Source organism: Rahnella sp. BCC 1045 (genome assembly GCF_019049615.1).
Lineage (GTDB): Bacteria > Pseudomonadota > Gammaproteobacteria > Enterobacterales > Enterobacteriaceae > Rahnella > Rahnella contaminans.
In genome coordinates this window covers 1-17,744 of sequence record NZ_JAFMOZ010000114.1, presented here as the reverse complement: position 1 = coordinate 17,744, position 17,744 = coordinate 1, and the positions used below count along the sequence as shown (strand labels likewise).

16 protein-coding genes are annotated in these 17,744 nt (G+C 54.4%); 10 read left to right on the top strand and 6 right to left on the bottom strand.

Annotated features, from left to right (window positions below):
- Positions 1 to 4: 4 nt before the first annotated feature.
- Together J1782_RS07615 and J1782_RS07610 are read right to left on the bottom strand one after the other, a co-directional pair.
- Entirely contained in the window at positions 5 to 958 is a 954-nt protein-coding gene (locus J1782_RS07615) for a DUF523 and DUF1722 domain-containing protein (RefSeq protein WP_217152807.1), read from the bottom strand.
- A gap of 191 nt (positions 959 to 1,149) precedes the next feature.
- On the bottom strand, positions 1,150 to 1,356 hold the full coding sequence (locus tag J1782_RS07610; RefSeq protein ID WP_095921190.1) for a YbfA family protein: 207 nt from the start codon (positions 1,354 to 1,356) through the stop codon (positions 1,150 to 1,152).
- 297 nt (positions 1,357 to 1,653) lie between these two features.
- On the opposite strand from J1782_RS07610, the gene J1782_RS26550 reads away from it, so the two are divergent.
- Genes J1782_RS26550 through kdpE form a run of 6 tightly spaced genes read left to right on the top strand, consistent with a single transcriptional unit; the run spans position 1,654 to position 9,544 of the window.
- Positions 1,654 to 1,743: a K(+)-transporting ATPase subunit F gene (locus J1782_RS26550; protein WP_101075733.1), complete on the top strand. Its 90-nt coding sequence runs from the start codon at positions 1,654 to 1,656 to the stop codon at positions 1,741 to 1,743.
- Positions 1,744 to 3,432, top strand: a complete 1,689-nt coding sequence (gene kdpA, locus J1782_RS07600) for a potassium-transporting ATPase subunit KdpA (protein ID WP_152326468.1) — start codon at positions 1,744 to 1,746, stop codon at positions 3,430 to 3,432.
- 43 nt (positions 3,433 to 3,475) lie between these two features.
- Complete coding sequence (gene kdpB / locus J1782_RS07595; protein WP_152326467.1) at positions 3,476 to 5,542, top strand: potassium-transporting ATPase subunit KdpB; 2,067 nt, start codon at positions 3,476 to 3,478, stop codon at positions 5,540 to 5,542.
- Between the two features lie 33 nt (positions 5,543 to 5,575).
- Positions 5,576 to 6,154 (top strand): potassium-transporting ATPase subunit KdpC, encoded by a 579-nt coding sequence (gene kdpC / locus J1782_RS07590; RefSeq protein ID WP_217152819.1) that lies wholly within the window; start codon positions 5,576 to 5,578, stop codon positions 6,152 to 6,154.
- A 7-nt stretch (positions 6,155 to 6,161) separates the two neighbouring features.
- On the top strand, positions 6,162 to 8,858 hold the full coding sequence (kdpD, locus tag J1782_RS07585; protein WP_217152806.1) for a two-component system sensor histidine kinase KdpD: 2,697 nt from the start codon (positions 6,162 to 6,164) through the stop codon (positions 8,856 to 8,858).
- Positions 8,855 to 9,544: a two-component system response regulator KdpE gene (gene kdpE / locus J1782_RS07580; RefSeq protein WP_165059437.1), complete on the top strand. Its 690-nt coding sequence runs from the start codon at positions 8,855 to 8,857 to the stop codon at positions 9,542 to 9,544. The genes kdpD and kdpE overlap by 4 nt, the downstream gene beginning before the upstream one ends.
- Here kdpE and J1782_RS07575 read toward each other — a convergent pair.
- From J1782_RS07575 to seqA, 3 genes are all read right to left on the bottom strand, one after another.
- On the bottom strand, positions 9,534 to 10,250 hold the full coding sequence (locus tag J1782_RS07575) for a PadR family transcriptional regulator (RefSeq protein ID WP_217152805.1): 717 nt from the start codon (positions 10,248 to 10,250) through the stop codon (positions 9,534 to 9,536). The two genes, kdpE and J1782_RS07575, sit on opposite strands and share 11 nt — an antisense overlap.
- Positions 10,251 to 10,421: 171 nt before the next feature.
- Entirely contained in the window at positions 10,422 to 12,065 is a 1,644-nt protein-coding gene (pgm, locus tag J1782_RS07570; protein ID WP_217152804.1) for a phosphoglucomutase (alpha-D-glucose-1,6-bisphosphate-dependent), read from the bottom strand.
- Between the two features lie 25 nt (positions 12,066 to 12,090).
- On the bottom strand, positions 12,091 to 12,645 hold the full coding sequence (seqA, locus tag J1782_RS07565; protein WP_152326461.1) for a replication initiation negative regulator SeqA: 555 nt from the start codon (positions 12,643 to 12,645) through the stop codon (positions 12,091 to 12,093).
- Between the two features lie 233 nt (positions 12,646 to 12,878).
- Here seqA and ybfF point away from each other — a divergent pair, with 233 nt between their 5' ends.
- Together ybfF and ybfE are read left to right on the top strand one after the other, a co-directional pair.
- Complete coding sequence (gene ybfF / locus J1782_RS07560) at positions 12,879 to 13,667, top strand: esterase (protein ID WP_217152818.1); 789 nt, start codon at positions 12,879 to 12,881, stop codon at positions 13,665 to 13,667.
- A gap of 255 nt (positions 13,668 to 13,922) precedes the next feature.
- Positions 13,923 to 14,204: a LexA regulated protein gene (ybfE, locus tag J1782_RS07555; RefSeq protein ID WP_104924773.1), complete on the top strand. Its 282-nt coding sequence runs from the start codon at positions 13,923 to 13,925 to the stop codon at positions 14,202 to 14,204.
- Positions 14,205 to 14,269: 65 nt separating this feature from the next.
- Here ybfE and J1782_RS07550 read toward each other — a convergent pair whose 3' ends face one another.
- A complete protein-coding gene (locus J1782_RS07550; RefSeq protein ID WP_217152803.1) occupies positions 14,270 to 15,934 on the bottom strand; it encodes a methyl-accepting chemotaxis protein in 1,665 nt (554 codons plus the stop codon).
- A 410-nt stretch (positions 15,935 to 16,344) separates the two neighbouring features.
- Between J1782_RS07550 and fldA the strand changes: the two genes are divergently transcribed.
- Together fldA and fur are read left to right on the top strand one after the other, a co-directional pair.
- Positions 16,345 to 16,872 (top strand): flavodoxin FldA, encoded by a 528-nt coding sequence (gene fldA / locus J1782_RS07545; protein ID WP_095921178.1) that lies wholly within the window; start codon positions 16,345 to 16,347, stop codon positions 16,870 to 16,872.
- A gap of 316 nt (positions 16,873 to 17,188) precedes the next feature.
- Complete coding sequence (gene fur, locus J1782_RS07540; RefSeq protein WP_152326459.1) at positions 17,189 to 17,644, top strand: ferric iron uptake transcriptional regulator; 456 nt, start codon at positions 17,189 to 17,191, stop codon at positions 17,642 to 17,644.
- The last annotated feature ends 100 nt before the right edge of the window (positions 17,645 to 17,744 follow it).

Genomic DNA, 17,744 nt, shown 5'->3' with positions numbered 1-17,744 from the left:
CCTTCTAATGTCCGTATCGTAAGCATAAGGCTTCAGGATAGGGCTCAAAATAACGCTGGCCCGAAAGGTAGGCGTCGGGATATTCCGACATGTAATGTTTCAGTAACGTGATGGGCGCGAGAAGCGGCTGCACGCCCTGACGGTAACGGTCGATCAGTCCCGCCAGTTCCTGGCGCTGTGACGAATTCAGCTGTTTACGGAAATAGCCCTGAACGTGCATCAGCACATTGGTGTGATTGCGCCGCGTGGCTTTGTGCTGCAACAGATTCATCAGGCGCTGGCGGTATTCAAGAAAGTATTCATCGAGGGAATCCCACTCCGCCATCGCGGCGACAAAACGCCCGAGCTCACGGTATTCCGGCTGCGAATGGGCCAGCAGGGAAAGTTTGTAGCGGCTGTGAAACGCCATCAGTTTGCCGCGTGTCAGGCCACTTTCGCGCAGCTGATTCAGCTCAAACAACGTGAAAACGCGTTCAACGAAATTCTCGCGCAGGACGGGATCATTCAACCTGCCGTCTTCTTCCACCGGCAGCCACGGATGCTGTTTCATCAGCTCCGCGGTAAAAATTCCGGTGCCGCTTTTCTTTGCATCCTTGCCGTTGGCGCTGTAAACCCGCACGCGTTCCATGCCGCAGCTTGGGGATTTCGCGCAAACGATATAGCCACACAGGTGCGTCATAGGCGCGACACGTTTTTCAGAATAGCTCTGCATTTTGCCGGTGATATCGACGGTTTCGTCATTGCTGAAACGGATCGCAACGCCGTCATCCCTTCTGACCAGTCGCAGTGCCGGACGCGGCGTCGGCAGACCAACCGCCATTTCAGGGCAAACCGGTTCGAAGCGAACATAAGGCGCGAGTTGCTCTACTGCAAATGCGAAACGCTTGTGGCCGCCATCGAAACGGACGTTGTCACCCAGCAGGCATGCGCTGATACCAATAGGAATTGTTTTCGTCATTGTCAGCTCCCGGCGTTGAAGGAAGAAATGGGAGTGTCAGCAGATCATCACCCTCATGTATAACCTTATCATAAGTTATACATAAAAATAATGTTGTACAGGTTTCTAAAAAGGACAATAAAAAACCCCGTTGGGAAACGGGGTTTCTGGCTCCTCCCCCTGCGAAGGGGGAGGCCGGGAGGGGAGCTAAATCAGTAGAAATCCTGGGTCGCCATTTCAGCATGACTCAGCCACACCGGCTTATCGCTGGTTTTCATCCAGACACGGTGTAAATAGCTGTAAAAACGGGCGCGGTCAGCGCGGAACAACATGACCGGCAGGGCCAGCACACCGGCTGCGATAACAAAAGCGCGGCGGGCCAGTATGCGGGTCATTGTGTACGGCGTGTATTCATTCATGGCGTTGCTCCTGTATCTATTTTTCGGAAACTGTAAGTTGCGAAAAATTTTACTGCAACCGGTGAAATTTTACTACTCATCTGACCACTTTAAAGTGTAAATTTTCGCCATTTTTTGGCTATCGCTGTAATTGAGTTACAAAATAGTTAAATAAATACGTGTTTAAAGTTTCTCTTGGGTTTCATTTTTGCGCATTTTTATACTTTTTTTACACCGCGATGCCCTTTCTTTTCAGGATCTTTTCCCGCCTTTTCTTATTCTCCTCCCAACATAAAAACACACCTGTGGAGGTGGATTGTGACTGTTGGCGTAATCTGCGGCGCATTGCTGGTTCTCCTGCTGCTCGGCTATCTGGTTTATGCCCTGCTGAATGCGGAGGATTTTTAAATGGCCGCAACCGGATTCTTAATGATTGCCAGTTTTATGCTGGTGCTTTTGCTGCTGGCAAAACCACTGGGTAACTTTATTGCTCAACTGATTGAAGGACAGCCCGGCGCATTTTTACAGCGCATCGAATACGGCGTATTACGCACTTCCGGCAGCCGCGAGGCTGAGATGAACTGGTGGCAGTACGCGCTGGCGATCATGGTATTCAACATTCTGGGGATTATTGTCCTGACCGCCATGCTGATGGCGCAGGGCGTTTTACCGATGAACCCGCAGCATTTCGGCGGGATGTCCTGGGATCTGGCGTTTAACACCTCCGTCAGTTTCGTGACCAACACCAACTGGCAGGCGTACAGCGGCGAAAATACGCTGAGCTATCTCAGCCAGATGGTCGGTTTAACGGTACAAAACTTCCTTTCTGCCGCCACGGGTATCGCCGTTGCCTTTGCGCTGATCCGCGCTTTTGCACGCCCTTCCGCGCAAACCATCGGTAACGCCTGGACGGATTTATGGCGCATCACAATCTATCTGCTGCTGCCGGTGTCGTTCCTGCTGGCGCTGTTCTTCGTCAGTCAGGGCGTGATTCAAAACTTTGAAGCGTATCAGCACATCACCACACTGGAAGGCTTGCAGCAGACGCTGCCGATGGGGCCGGTGGCCTCTCAGGAAGCCATCAAAATGCTGGGGACCAACGGTGGCGGTTTCTTCGGTGCAAACTCCGCGCATCCGTTTGAGAACCCGACGGCGCTGACCAACATGGCGCAGATGCTGGCGATTTTCATCATCCCTTGTGCGCTGTGTTTTGCTTTTGGTCGTGTGGTCGGTGACAACCGCCAGGGCAACGCGCTGGTCTGGGCGATGTCAGTGATTTTCGTCGTCTCAGTGGTAGTGGTGATGTACGCAGAGCTCAAAGGCAATCCGCACTTCACGATGCTTGGCGCTAACAGCAACATCAACATGGAAGGGAAGGAAAGCCGCTTCGGCATTCTGGCGTCGGCAATGTATGCGGTCGTCACGACGGCGGCCTCCTGCGGCGCGGTTAACGCCATGCACGATTCTTTCACTGCACTCGGCGGCATGGTGCCAATGTGGCTGATGCAAATCGGTGAAGTGGTGTTCGGCGGTGTGGGCTCCGGGCTGTACGGCATGTTGCTGTTTGTGCTGCTAACGGTGTTTATCGCCGGGCTGATGATTGGCCGCACGCCGGAATATCTCGGCAAGAAAATCGACGTTTACGACATGAAGATGACCGCGCTGGCGATCCTCGTGACACCCACGCTCGTACTGCTCGGCACCGCGCTGGCACTGGTCACCGATGCCGGTCGCGCGGGGATCGCAAACCCCGGTGCGCACGGGTTCAGCGAAGTGCTTTACGCCGTGTCTTCTGCCGCCAATAACAACGGCAGCGCGTTTGCAGGGCTGAGCGTCAATACGCCGTTCTACAACCTGTTGCTGGCGGTATGCATGTTCTTCGGACGCTTTGGCGTAATCCTTCCGGTACTGGCTATCGCCGGTTCGCTGGTAGCGAAAAAACGTCAGAAAGCCGGCAACGGCACACTGCCGACGTCCGGTCCGCTGTTTATCGGCCTGCTGGTCGGCACCGTGTTGCTGGTCGGTGCGCTGACCTTTATTCCGGCGCTGGCGCTGGGGCCGGTCGCAGAACATTTGCAGGTTTGGTCAGCACAGTAATGCTGCGTAATTCGTTGAATTAATGAATATAGAGATTAATAAAATGAGCCGTAAACAACGTGCATTATTTGAACCTCAACTGATCCGCACCGCCCTGCTGGATTCAGTGAAAAAACTGGATCCGCGCGTTCAGTGGCGCAACCCGGTGATGTTCGTGGTGTATCTGGGCAGTATTCTCACCACGCTTATCTGGCTGGCGATTCTGTCACACCACACCGACGGCAGCGCCGCTTTTACCGGCAGTGTGTCGCTGTGGCTGTGGTTCACCGTGCTGTTTGCTAACTTCGCCGAAGCGCTGGCGGAAGGCCGCAGTAAGGCGCAGGCGCAGAGCCTGAAAGGCGTGCAGAAAACCAGCTGGGCGAAGAAGATTTACGAACCGCGCCCGGAATCACCGGTGATCAAAGTCGCGGCCGATACGCTGCGCAAAGGCGATTATGTGCTGATCGAAGCCGGAGACACCGTGCCGTGTGACGGCGAAGTGCTGATCGGCGGCGCGTCCGTCGATGAAAGTGCCATCACCGGGGAATCCGCACCGGTGATCCGCGAATCCGGCGGGGACTTTTCGTCCGTCACTGGCGGGACACGCGTGTTGTCCGACTGGCTGGTGGTCGAGTGTTCGGCCAATCCCGGTGATACTTTCCTTGACCGCATGATTGCCATGGTCGAAGGCGCGAAACGTCGCAAAACCCCTAACGAAGTGGCGCTGACCATTTTGCTGGTGGCGCTGACGCTGGTGTTCGTGCTGGCAACCGCCACGCTGTATCCGTTCTCGCTGTTCAGCGTGGACGCCAGTCACGCCGGTATTCCGGTCACCGTCACCGTTCTGGTCGCCCTGCTGGTGTGTCTGATCCCGACCACCATCGGCGGTTTGCTGTCAGCTATCGGCGTTGCGGGGATGAGCCGCATGCTGGAAGCCAACGTTATTGCCACCAGTGGCCGTGCGGTGGAAGCCGCCGGTGACGTGGATGTGCTGCTGCTGGATAAAACCGGCACCATTACGCTGGGTAACCGCCAGGCATCGCAGTTTCTGCCCGCGCCTCAGGTGACGGAACAGGAACTGGCCGATGCCGCACAGTTATCGTCGCTGGCCGATGAAACACCGGAAGGCCGCAGTATCGTGGTGCTGGCGAAACAACGCTTTAACCTGCGCGAGCGCGATATTCATTCACTGAATGCGACCTTTGTGCCGTTCTCTGCGCAAACCCGCATGAGCGGCGTGAACGTCGGCGACCGGAATATCCGTAAAGGTGCGGTGGACGCCATCCGTCGTCATGTGGAATCCAACGGCGGTACGTTCCCGAAAGCCGTTGACGGGCTGGTGGAAAACGTGGCGCGTAAAGGCGGCACGCCGCTGGTCGTCGCAGAAGGTGCGAAGGTGCTGGGCGTGGTGGAGCTGAAGGATATCGTTAAAGGCGGTATCAAAGAACGCTTTGCCGAGCTGCGCAAAATGGGTATCAAAACGGTGATGATCACCGGGGATAACCGTCTGACCGCCGCCGCGATCGCCGCTGAAGCGGGTGTCGATGATTTCCTGGCCGAGGCCACGCCGGAAGCCAAACTGGCGCTGATCCGCCAGTATCAGTCGGAAGGCCGTTTAGTCGCGATGACCGGCGACGGGACCAACGACGCCCCGGCGCTGGCGCAAGCTGACGTGGCGGTGGCCATGAACTCCGGTACGCAAGCGGCGAAAGAAGCCGGGAACATGGTGGATCTGGATTCCAACCCGACCAAACTGATTGAAGTAGTGCATATCGGTAAGCAAATGCTGATGACGCGCGGTTCGCTGACCACATTCAGTATCGCCAACGACGTCGCGAAATACTTTGCGATTATCCCGGCAGCCTTTGCGGCGACCTACCCGCAGCTGAACGCGCTGAACGTGATGCATCTGACCTCGCCGTCGTCGGCCATTATGTCTGCGGTTATTTTCAACGCCCTGGTGATTGTGTTTCTGATCCCGCTGGCGCTGAAAGGCGTGAGCTATAAAGCCATGAGCGCCGCATCGCTGTTGCGCCGTAATCTGTGGATTTATGGCGTCGGCGGCCTGCTGGTGCCGTTTGTCGGTATCAAACTGATTGACGTGATCCTGACCGTTTTACATCTGAGCTGATTTTTGAGGAAGACCATTATGTCCGTTAAAAGAATGTCCTATGTCCGCCCGGCTCTGGTGATGACGGTTCTGCTGACGCTGGCGACCGGCGTCGCTTATCCGCTGCTGACCACCGGCGTTTCAGAGCTGGTATTCCGCGCGCAGGCGACAGGTTCGCTGATGAAAGACAGCAGCAACAAAGTGATTGGCTCAGAACTGATCGGGCAAAATTTTACCCGCAATGATTATTTCTGGGGACGTCCGTCCGCCACCTCTGACTCGCCGTATAATCCGATGGCGTCCGCAGGCAGTAATCTGGCGGCCAGTAATCCTGCACTGGATCAGGCGGTGAAAGACCGTGTGGCGGCGCTGCGTAAGGCTAATCCGCTAAGTCCTGCGGCTGTGCCGGTGGATCTGGTGACCGCCAGCGCCAGCGGTTTAGATCCGCAAATTTCGGTGGAAGCCGCCCAATGGCAGGCACCACGCATTGCGGCTGCGCGGGGTCTGCCACTGGCGCAAGTGAATAAATTGATTGATGATAATACATCATCACCGCTGATTGGTTTCCTCGGCCCCGACGTCGTTAACGTACTCGGTCTGAATCAGGCACTGGATGAACTGAAATCTCAATAAGGAAAATATGACTGACGATCGCCCTGATCCAGACAGCCTGCTGGCGCTCGCTAACGAGAAGCCGCGCGGGCAACTGAAAGTCTTTTTCGGCGCCTGTGCGGGCGTCGGGAAAACGTTTGCCATGTTGCAGGAAGCGCAGCGTCTGCGCGCCACCGGTCTCGACGTGCTGGTCGGCGTGGTGGAAACCCACGGAAGGCAGGAAACGCAGGCGCTGCTGCCGGGGCTTTCTCTGTTACCGCCAAAACGCATTCACCACCGCGGCCGTCAGGTTTACGAATTTGACCTCGACGCCGCGCTGGCCCGCCGCCCTGCCCTGATCCTGATGGACGAACTGGCGCACAGTAATGCCGCCGGTTCGCGCCATCCAAAGCGCTGGCAGGACGTCGAAGAACTTCTCGATGCCGGTATCGACGTGTTTACCACGGTGAACGTTCAGCATCTCGAAAGCCTGAACGACGTGGTCAGCGGCGTGACCGGCATTATTATTCGTGAAACGGTGCCCGACCGTTTATTTGATGACGCCAGCGAAGTGGTGCTGGTGGATTTACCGCCCGACTCCCTGCGCCAGCGCCTGAAAGAAGGCAAAGTTTATATCCCCGGTCAGGCCGAACGCGCCATCGAACATTTCTTCCGCAAAGGCAATCTGATTGCCCTGCGCGAGCTTTCCCTGCGTCGCACCGCCGATCGCGTGGACGATCAGATGCGCGAATACCGCGACGATCAGGGCGTCAGCCGCGTCTGGCATACCCGCGATGCGTTGCTGCTGTGCATTGGTCACGACGGCGGCAACGAGAAGCTGGTTCGCGTCGCGTCACGTCTGGCGGCGCGTCTGGGCTGCGTTTGGCATGCGGTATATGTCGAAACCCCGCGCCTGCACCGTTTGCCGGAAAGCCAGCGCCGCGCGATTTTGCATGCGCTGAAACTGGCGCAGGAGCTCGGCGCGGAAACCGCCACGCTGGCCGATCCGCAGGAAGAAAAGGCCATTCTGCGTTACGCCCGCGAGCATCGTCTGGGCAAAGTGATGACCGGCCGCCGTCGCGAGAAACGCTGGAAATTCGGCCCGAGCTTTGCCGATAAACTGGCGGAGATCGGGCCCGATCTCGATCTGATTGTCGTCGGTCTGGAAGACACCCCGAATAATTCGTCGCGAAAAGAGCAGGATCCCCGGACATTCGTTGACCGCTTCAGCCGCCAGATCCGCGGGTGTGCGCTGGCCGTCGCGCTGTGCGCCATCATTACGGTGCTTTCGCAATGGCTGGTGCCCGCGTTCGATCAGGCCAACCTGGTGATGGTGTATCTGCTTGGCGTGGTGATCGTGGCGCTGTTTTATGGCCGCTGGCCCTCGGTGCTGGCGGCGGTAATCAACGTCGTCAGCTTTGATCTGTTTTTCGTGCAACCGCGCGGGTCGCTGGCCGTCACAGACGCGCAATATCTGGTGACGTTCGGCGTCATGCTGATCGTCGGGATTTTGATCGGGAATCTCACTGCCGGTGTGCGTTATCAGGCGCGCATCGCCCGTCACCGTGAAAAGCGCGCGCAGCATCTTTATGAGATGTCCAAAGGGCTGAGCCAGTCGCTGACACCGGAAGCGATCGCGCAAACCAGCCGCCACTTTATTTCCTCCAGCCTGAACGCCAAAACGGCCATTTTGCTGCCCGATGAATACGGTGAACTGGTGCAACCGGCCGGTGAAATCACCTCGATTGTGGTGGACGACGCCATTGCCCGCTGGAGTTTCGATAAAAAACTGCCCGCCGGTGCCGGGACCGATACGTTGCCCGGCGTGCCGTATCAGCTTCTGCCGCTGGTGGCCTCGGGCGAATCGCGCGGTTTGCTGGCAGTTGAGCCGCCGAATATCCGTCAGCTTCTGGTGCCGGAACAACAGCGGCTTTTGCAGACATTTACGGTGCTGATCGCCAACGCCCTTGAGCGTCTGCATCTTGCGGCCAGCGCGGAAACATCACGTCTGGAAACAGAGCGTGAGCAACTGCGTAACTCGCTGCTGTCCGCGCTTTCCCACGATTTACGCACACCGCTCACCGTGCTGTTTGGACAGGCGGAAATCCTGACGCTGGATCTGGCCTCCGAAGGCTCGAAACATGCGCCACAGGCCAGCCAGATCCGCCAGCAAGTGCTGAGCACCACGCGACTGGTGAACAATCTGCTGGATATGGCGCGCATTCAGTCCGGCGGATTTAATCTGCGCAAAGAGTGGCAGTCGGTGGAGGAAATCACCGGCAGTGCCCTGCGGATGCTGGAACCGGTGCTGGCACATGACCATATTGAAATCGATTTGCCTGCCGAAATGGTGCTGGTCAATTGTGATGCAAGCCTGATCGAACGGGTGCTGATCAATCTGCTGGAAAATGCCCATAAATATGCCGGTGTCGGTGCCACCATCGGCATCAGAGCGTTACCGCTCGGCGACTGGCTGGAGATCGAAGTCTGGGATAATGGTCCGGGAATTCCGGAAGGCGCGGAGCATGCGATTTTCGAAAAATTCGCCCGCGGAAATAAAGAGTCAGCCATTCCCGGCGTGGGTTTGGGATTAGCGATTTGTCGTGCCATTATTGAAGTACACGACGGACGGATTTGGGCTGAAAATGGCCCGGACGGCGGCGCGCGTTTCCGCTTCAGGCTGCCGCTGGAAGCAGTGCCTGACATGGAAACGGATATGGACACAGACATCGACGAGGCAACGTGAGCGCATCCCCGGTAAATATTTTAATTGTGGAAGACGAGAAAGAAATCCGCCGCTTTGTGCGCACAGCGCTTGAGGGGGAAGGTTTACGGGTATTTGAAAGTGAGACACTGCAACGCGGGCTGATTGAGGCCGGAACCCGTAAACCGGATCTGATTATTCTCGATCTCGGTTTACCGGACGGTGACGGCCTGACCTATATCCGTGATTTGCGCCACTGGAGCGCCATCCCGATTATTGTGCTGTCGGCACGCACCAGCGAAGAAGATAAGATTGCGGCGCTGGATGCCGGTGCCGATGATTTCCTCACAAAACCGTTTGGCGTCGGTGAACTGCTGGCGCGGGTTCGCGTCGCGTTACGCCGTCATGCGGGCAGTTCGCAGGAAAGCCCGCTGGTGACGTTTGCTGATGTGACGGTGGATTTGATCAACCGGCGCGTACAGCGCAACGGTGAAGATTGTCATCTGACGCCGATTGAGTTTCGCCTGCTGGCTGAACTGCTGGCAAACAGCGGCAAAGTCATTACTCAGCGTCAGTTACTGAGCCATGTGTGGGGCCCGAATTACGTCGAACACAGTCATTATCTGCGCATCTACATGGGGCATTTACGCCAGAAACTGGAGGCCGACGCCACCCGGCCGCGTCATTTACTGACCGAGACCGGCGTGGGCTATCGTTTTATGCCTTAGGTTCATCAGTCTCCGGTTTAGCATCGCCGAATTCGGCTTCCAGACTTTCAGCCGCCTGTTGCAAAATTGCATTCACCCGCACAACCTGCTCCGGCGTCAAATCCGCGCGCATCATGTTTGTGCGCAGCGCATGACGCAGACGGTGCATAGATTCATGAATGCCTTCTGCCAGATTATTTTCAGGCGGACGCTGTGCGCCAGCCAGACGGGCAAAAATCACATCTACCGCAGCCTGATGTTGCGCCAGTTCCACTTTCCCGGCTTCGGTAATCTGATAGCTTTTACGGCCATTGCCGGTGGCGACAGGCTCGAGGAAATCCTGTTCTTCCAGCAGGGTCAGCGTCGGGTAAATCACGCCTGGGCTTGGCACGTAAAGGCCAGACGACGCTTCTTCAATCGCCTTGATCAGCTCATAACCGTGACTCGGTTTCTTCGCCACCAGCGCCAGCAGTACACGGCGCAAATCACCGTGTTCAAACAAACGATGTACACCGCGATCGCCACGCCCCCCGCGACGACCTTCGCCACGTCCGCGACGTTCACGCCCTTCCTCACCGCGTTCTTCGCCACGATGGCGGCCATCGCGGCGCAACATGTGACGTTCGCTGTGATCGCTGCGTTCTGATTCATGACGGCAATGACCGCGATGCCCTTCTTCCCGGCAACCGTGACCGCGATGGCGCCCTTCAAACATTTTGCTAAACATAATTTATGTCCTATTTAGATATATCGAATTATTTCGATATATCTAAATTAGATCGAATTTCAGAAACTGGCAAGCCGAAAAATGCATTTAGATATATCTTTTTATGTCTGAAGCGCGGGCAAAAAAAAAGCGCTGAATAATCAGCGCTTTTGATGAGATGAAGAAAGGGACTTATTTCGCGTCGGCCAGCACCTTGCTGACGATTTCTACCGCTTCTTTCTCGATTTGTTCGCGGTGTTCAGCACCGAGGAAGCTTTCACAATAGATTTTGTAAGCTTCTTCTGTACCGGACGGACGTGCCGCAAACCAGCCGTTTTTGGTCATCACTTTCAGGCCGCCGATTGACGCGCCGTTACCCGGAGCGTTGGTCAGACGGGCAGTGATCGGGTCACCGGCCAGCGTGTCAGCTTTCACCTGTTCAGGAGAAAGTTTAGACAGCGCGGCTTTCTGCGCGTGAGTCGCAGGTGCCTGAATACGGTTGTAGCTTGGCGCGCCGAAACGGGCAGCCAGTTCGTTGTAATGTTCCTGCGGGTTTTTACCGGTCACGGCGGTGATTTCCGCGGCCAGCAGGCACATGATGATCCCGTCTTTGTCGGTAGACCACGGTGTGCCGTTGAAACGCAGGAAAGAAGCCCCTGCACTTTCTTCGCCACCAAAACCGAAGCTGCCGTCAAACAGGCCATCCACGAACCATTTGAAACCCACCGGGACTTCGACCAGTTTACGGCCTAAGTCTTCAACAACGCGGTCGATCATCGCACTGGAAACCAGCGTTTTGCCGACGGCGACGTCTTTGGCCCACTGCGGACGATGCTGGAACAGGTACTGAATCGCCACCGCCAGATAATGGTTCGGGTTCATCAGACCGGCAGGCGTCACGATACCGTGGCGGTCATAATCCGGGTCGTTTGCAAAGGCCAGATCGAATTTATCACGCAGCGCCAGCAGGCCGGCCATTGCGGATTCAGACGAGCAGTCCATGCGGATCACACCGTCGTGGTCGAGATGCATGAAGCGGAAAGTCTGATCGACTTCATCGTTAACCAGCGTCAGATCCAGTTTGTAGTGCTCTGCGATACGCTTCCAGTATTCGATACCGGAACCGCCGAGCGGATCCACACCGAGTTTCAGGCCCGCTTTCTGAATCGCGGCCATATCGACGATGTCAGTCAGTCCTTCAATAAACGGCTGAACCAGATCCTGCGCCACCAGATGGCCACTTTTCCACGCCAGATCCAGAGACTGACGCTTGACGCCTGCGAGCTTAGCCGCCAGCAATGCGTTAGCGCGTTTCTCAATCACGGAGGTCAGATTGGTATCTGCCGGGCCGCCGTTGGTCGGGTTATATTTAATGCCGCCATCTTCCGGAGGGTTGTGCGAAGGCGTGATGACGATGCCATCCGCCAGCGCGCCGCCGTTGAGATTGTGCGTCAGAATCGCGTGAGACACCGCCGGAGTCGGGGTGAAACCGTTATTTTCCTGCGCAATGACATCTACGCCATTCGCCGTCAGCACTTCCAGCACAGAGATAAACGCCGGTTCGGACAGGGCGTGGGTGTCTTTCCCCACATAGCACGGGCCGGTTGTGCCCTGCTCTTTACGCACTTCAGCAATCGCCTGCGCAATCGCCAGAATATGCGCTTCATTAAAGCTGTGACGCAACGAACTGCCGCGGTGACCGGACGTACCGAATTTCACGGCATGGGCCGGGTTTTGCGGGTCCGGTTGCAGAACGTAATACTGTGACGTTAACTGCGCCACATTAATCAAATCGCTTTGCTGAGCAGGTTGCCCTGCACGGGGGTGATTAGCCACTGGCGCTTCTCCCTTACGCTGAAATTTAGAGGGTGCCGCACACTTTGTCAGTCAGTTCCGCCGGGAACTGCATGAGCTGCATGATGTGTTCGATCATGCTGCGTTTGCGACCTGTGTTGGTGTTAGTAATAACCCAATACGGCGTTCCGGGAACGTGTTTAGGCTTGGTATGAATGCCGTTTTGCAGCAGGGTTTGCTGGTCGCCGGCAAAATAGGTACGCGTGCGGCCATGAAGTGAATCGGTCGCAGCGGCAAATTCTTTTGGGTTCAGGCAATACAAGGTCGACAGGATCAGCATAAAGCGGTTAACCGCTTTGGTCTGCTCTGCATATTCGTCAGACAGTAACAGTTCGCGAACGGCGCGGACTTTATCACGCGACGTCGGCGCGGCGGCGGCAACAGGTTTTTCCTGTGCGACGGTCCCGGCAATAACGGCGGATGTTACTGGCGCGGCAGGAGCGGTCTGGCCAGCAGTAAATTTCAACATACGGCGCAAAATATCAGACGCACTTTCACCGATTGCTTGCGTGTGGCTGGCAATGTAGCGGTAGAGTTCTTCGTCAACCTCAATAGTTTTCATCTTTATCCAGTACTGTTTTTTCTACTAAATTCATTCAAAAGGATTATACAAATTTCTACGCGTTTACGAACAGGTGAATTGCGTCGCTAAGCAAAAAGCAGATTACTTCCCGTTTTCGCTGCGTTCGCCTTCTGTTCCACGTTGTCAAATCCCACTCAGGCATCTGGCAGAAACTTTCTGTTTTAAAAAAATCATCCGCTACTCATGATAACCTAATGAGATTGTTTATCTGTATGAACTTCGCCATGAAATTACATTATCGCCTGCAAGAACCTGAAGTCGCTGGCAGCGATGCGCTGCCGGTTCTCCTGATCCACGGACTGTTCGGAACCCTTGATAATCTGGGCGTTCTCGCCCGCGACCTGAAACAACAGCATAGAGTGTTGCAGGTTGATTTGCGTAATCACGGGCAATCCGGGCGTTCGCCGGAGATGTCTTACGCCGCGATGGCGCAGGATTTAATGGAAACGTTAGATGAAGTCGGTTTCAAAAAATTCATCGTAATCGGCCATTCCATGGGCGGAAAAGCGGCTATGGCGCTGACGGCGCTGATTCCCGACAGAATTGAGAAGCTCATCGCCATTGATATCGCGCCAGTGGATTATCACGTGCGCCGTCACGATGAGATTTTTGCTGCGATTAATGCCGTCACCGGGGCCGGATTGCGCGACCGTACCTCCGCTACCGAATGTATGCGTGAGTATATAAAGGAAGACGGGGTGATTCAGTTTCTTCTGAAGTCCTTCCAGCAGGGAGAATGGCGCTTCAATGTGCCGGTTCTGCTGAACGAATATGCCAAAATTGTCGGCTGGGAAGAGGTTCCGGCGTGGGATTGTCCGGCGCTGTTCATCCGTGGCGGGGATTCGCCTTATGTGCAGGATGCGTATCGCGAAGATATTGGCCGCCAGTTCCCGCAGGCAAAAGCCTATGTAGTCGCCGGAGCCGGTCATTGGGTGCACGCAGAAAAACCCGACGCCGTCCTGCGCGCTGTGCATCGTTTCATCGATTCGCCGTCGGTTTAACATCCTGGGGATAAATTGTGCAAAAAGTCTGCACAACTTCGAAAGTTAACATGAAATCAGGGCAATCAGGCGTTGTGAACCCCAGGCGCGCCAGTGTATGATTGCGCGCTATAATTTTGCCGCCCCGTTTTACTCGAAGTGAGTTACGGGGGGTAAATTGGGTCAGGGTTTCTTAGCCCGAAATGTGTGAAACGCTCGTCAGGAATCGGCTTGCCGTTTTCCGATGTAAAAACTTCCCTGGTTGTACCGCTACCTATGGCAAAAGAACAACTGGATCGCACGACGATTGATCTGTTCGCAGATGACCGCCGTCCGGGGCGTCCAAAAACTAATCCGCTTTCCCGTGATGAACAGCTCAGGATCAACAAGCGCAACCAGTTACGCCGCGATAAAGCGAGCGGTCTGCGTCGCGTAGAGCTGAAAATGAACGCCGATGCTGTTGATACCCTCAATAAGCTGGCAGAAGAACGCAATATCAGTCGTAGCGAACTGATTGAAGAGATGTTGCTGTCGCATCTTAACGGTCAGGAAGGCTGATAAAAAAGCGGATAACCTCCCGGTTATCCGCCTGTTTTCTTTCCTTTTACGCCTTAACTCTCATCTCAGAACGTTTCCCAGTTTGCACTGCTTTTCGATGTCATTACACCGGTTGCAGGCCGTAACAACGGCTGAGGAACCACGCTGGCGGGTCGTTTTCCGACATTCGTGATGCTGTCTTTGAGTTTGAACGTCGCGACGGCGTTGTTCAGCAATGCAGCCTGCTCTTCCAGCGAAACCGCCGCGTGTGAAGCCTGTTCCACCAGTGCGGCGTTCTGCTGCGTTACGCTGTCCATTTGTGTGACTGCTACCGCAACCTGGCTGATGCCTTTGCTTTGCTCATCAGACGCCGAAGCGATTTCCGCCATAATATCCGTGACATGCGTGATTGAACGCACCACTTCGTTCATTGTCTGACCGGCGTTTTCCACCAGTTTTGAACCGCTGTCGACGCGGGAAACGGATTCACTGATCAGTGATTCGATTTCTTTCGCCGCCTGCGCACTGCGCTGGGCCAGATTTCGGACTTCACTGGCAACCACCGCAAATCCACGCCCCTGTTCGCCTGCCCGCGCGGCTTCTACCGCGGCATTCAGCGCCAGAATGTTGGTCTGGAAGGCAATGCTGTTAATAACCGAGGTGATCTCTGCAATTTTCTTCGAGCTGCCGGAGATATCTTTCATGGTGCTGACGACGTCAGCCACAATGTTACCGCCTTTTTGCGCGGTAGAAGACGCTTCCATCACCAGCTGGCTGGCGTGATGCGCGTTGTCTGCGTTGTGTTTTACCGTTGCCGTCAGTTCTTCCATACTGGCTGCCGTTTCTTCCAGTGCAGACGCCTGTTCTTCGGTTCGGGAAGACAGATCATTATTCCCGGCAGAGATTTCGGACGCGCCCTGATAGATGTGGTTGGTACAGTTGCGGATGGTCTGAACGGTATTTTCCAGACTGGACTGCATAACGTTGAGCAACGGGATCAGTTTACCCGCGCAGTTTTTGCCGAACTCTTCCAGATAATGCGTCAGGTCGCCGCTGGCAATTACGGCGAAATGATCGCGGATTTTATCCAGCGGTTTCACCAGTGCCATCACCAGATAACGGTCGGTCAGCAGCAAAATAAGCAGGCCGAGAGAAAAAGCCGTCAGCAGAATAACTTTGCTGTAATAAGTCAGATGGTTTGATTTGGTCTGCGCCGCCTCGAAATCGACCGCAATCTGCCCGCTGACTTTCGTCATTGAGGCACCAAAATTGCGGCTCAGCGCCGGAACGGTATCGTTCGCCAGCTGATTATAGGCATCGAAATTTTTGCCGATAGCCGCTGAATATAACGGCGTAACGCCTTGCGCGACCAGACTTTCCCAACTGGAGACCAGTTCCTGAACTGACGCTTCATCTAATCCCGGATGCGGAGCCGTTTTGAAACTCGCCAGCGCCTGTGACAGACCATCGAGTGACTGTTTTGCCGTATCAAAAATTTCCTGCCCTTTTGACGGATCCGCCTGGAGCTGCCCCACGGCACGACTTAAACGTGTCACGGTACGAAAGTACTGATCATTTCCTTTATTGATCAGCGCCATATTGTTGACCAGTTCGGTACTGTTTTGGGTGTTCTGAGTCAGCGTATTCAGGGAGGTGACGGTGTAAATAGACACACTCGCCCACATGACGCAAAAAATGCCCAGAATCGTTAATAATGCGGCCCTGATGGTAATATTTTTTAAAAACTGCACGATATGCCTCTCTCGAAACAGGACTGTTTCTGGTCTGAGGATTGACGGGGATGCGGAGAATCAAGACAGGTAGCCGGCAGGCGTTTGCCCCCGGACATGTTTGAACACCTCTCCGGGCATCGATTTCTTTATTATGTTGAGATTCCTCTCGCATCATCTATCGGCGTTCAACGGGCAAACTTAAGGAGTGGCGGGAATTATTTCTTAATTTTGCTTGTGCCCTCAATAAGTTTGAGGTTATTAAAAGCACACGAAGGCGATAACACTTAAAAAGATTGCCCGATAAACTTATTCACCAGTTAAGAAGGCGAGCTGAAACATATTCTCCGCCGCGCGAGTTTGCTATCATCTGCGTTATTATTGCCTGCAATGCAGAGCACTTCATTAAGAACAAGAGGTTAGGTAATCTTATGGCCGTAGTAGGTATCTTCTTTGGATCCGATACAGGTAACACCGAAAACATCGCGAAAATGATCCAGAAGCAATTGGGTAAAGATGTTGCAGAGGTGCATGACATTGCGAAGAGCAGCAAAGAGGATCTGGAAAAATTCGATATTTTGCTGATCGGTATTCCAACCTGGTATTACGGTGAAGCGCAGTGTGACTGGGACGACTTTTTCCCGACGCTGGAAGAGATAGATTTCGAAGGTAAGCTGGTTGCGCTGTTTGGCTGCGGCGACCAGGAAGACTATGCCGAATACTTCTGTGATGCGCTCGGTACCGTGCGTGACATCATCGAGCCACGCGGCGCGGTGATCGTAGGTCACTGGCCAACTGAAGGCTATCACTTCGAAGCTTCAAAAGGTCTGGCTGATGATAAGCACTTCATCGGGCTGGCAATTGACGAAGATCGTCAGCCGGAACTGACCAACGAACGTGTTGATGCATGGGTCAAACAGATCACAGAAGAACTGAGCCTTTCAGAAATTATTGGCTAAAAACCCTGTTGGCCCTGAGGATTTATTCTACAATTGAAGGGCCAAACTATTACTGAAATTAACAATTTAACCGCTACAAAATTGTAACTTTCGGTGGTATCAAGGTACACTGAGTTCATCTGTTTTTTCTATCGATCAAGTCGTTGCATTATTGAATGTGACAGGCATTTTGTGATCTTTATTAACAGGCTACGTTTTTGAGAATCGGCACACTTCCCTTAAACGAAGAATCCTTAAACGACAAATTTTTGTGCCGCCGATGCCACAGGCTGCATGCCTCAACTTGATTAGCACATAGTAACAGGACTGAATCCGCATGACTGACAACAACACCGCACTGAAGAAAGCCGGCTTAAAAGTCACGCTTCCGCGCCTCAAAATCCTGGAAGTGCTGCAAGCGCCGGAAGGTCATCACGTTAGTGCGGAAGATCTTTATAAGCAACTGATTGATATGGGCGAAGAAATTGGTCTGGCCACGGTTTACCGTGTTCTTAACCAGTTTGATGATGCCGGTATCGTCACCCGTCATAACTTCGAAGGCGGCAAGTCTGTTTTCGAACTGACTCAGCAACATCATCATGATCACCTGATCTGCCTTGATTGCGGCCGCGTTATTGAATTCCGCGACGAATACATTGAAGGCCGTCAGCGTGAGATTGCTAAGAAACACGGTATTAAACTGACCAACCACAGTCTGTATCTGTACGGACACTGTGAAGCGGGCGATTGCCGCGAAGATGAATCTTTGCACAATGACAAACCTGCGCAGTAATCTGCACGGTCAGTCCGAATAAATTAACCGCTGAAAGGCGGTTTTTTTATGTCTGTGTTCCAGGATGAGAGTTAGAACGCAAAACCCCGGCAAGCCGGGG

Coding starts and splice junctions, on each gene's coding strand:
- J1782_RS07615 (WP_217152807.1), bottom strand. CDS start 958: ATGACGAAAACAATTCCTATTGGTATCAGCGCATGCCTGCTGGGTGAC.
- J1782_RS07610 (WP_095921190.1), bottom strand. CDS start 1,356: ATGAATGAATACACGCCGTACACAATGACCCGCATACTGGCCCGCCGC.
- kdpA (WP_152326468.1), top strand. CDS start 1,744: ATGGCCGCAACCGGATTCTTAATGATTGCCAGTTTTATGCTGGTGCTT.
- kdpB (WP_152326467.1), top strand. CDS start 3,476: ATGAGCCGTAAACAACGTGCATTATTTGAACCTCAACTGATCCGCACC.
- kdpC (WP_217152819.1), top strand. CDS start 5,576: ATGTCCTATGTCCGCCCGGCTCTGGTGATGACGGTTCTGCTGACGCTG.
- kdpD (WP_217152806.1), top strand. CDS start 6,162: ATGACTGACGATCGCCCTGATCCAGACAGCCTGCTGGCGCTCGCTAAC.
- J1782_RS07575 (WP_217152805.1), bottom strand. CDS start 10,250: ATGTTTAGCAAAATGTTTGAAGGGCGCCATCGCGGTCACGGTTGCCGG.
- seqA (WP_152326461.1), bottom strand. CDS start 12,645: ATGAAAACTATTGAGGTTGACGAAGAACTCTACCGCTACATTGCCAGC.
- ybfF (WP_217152818.1), top strand. CDS start 12,879: ATGAACTTCGCCATGAAATTACATTATCGCCTGCAAGAACCTGAAGTC.
- ybfE (WP_104924773.1), top strand. CDS start 13,923: ATGGCAAAAGAACAACTGGATCGCACGACGATTGATCTGTTCGCAGAT.
- fldA (WP_095921178.1), top strand. CDS start 16,345: ATGGCCGTAGTAGGTATCTTCTTTGGATCCGATACAGGTAACACCGAA.
- fur (WP_152326459.1), top strand. CDS start 17,189: ATGACTGACAACAACACCGCACTGAAGAAAGCCGGCTTAAAAGTCACG.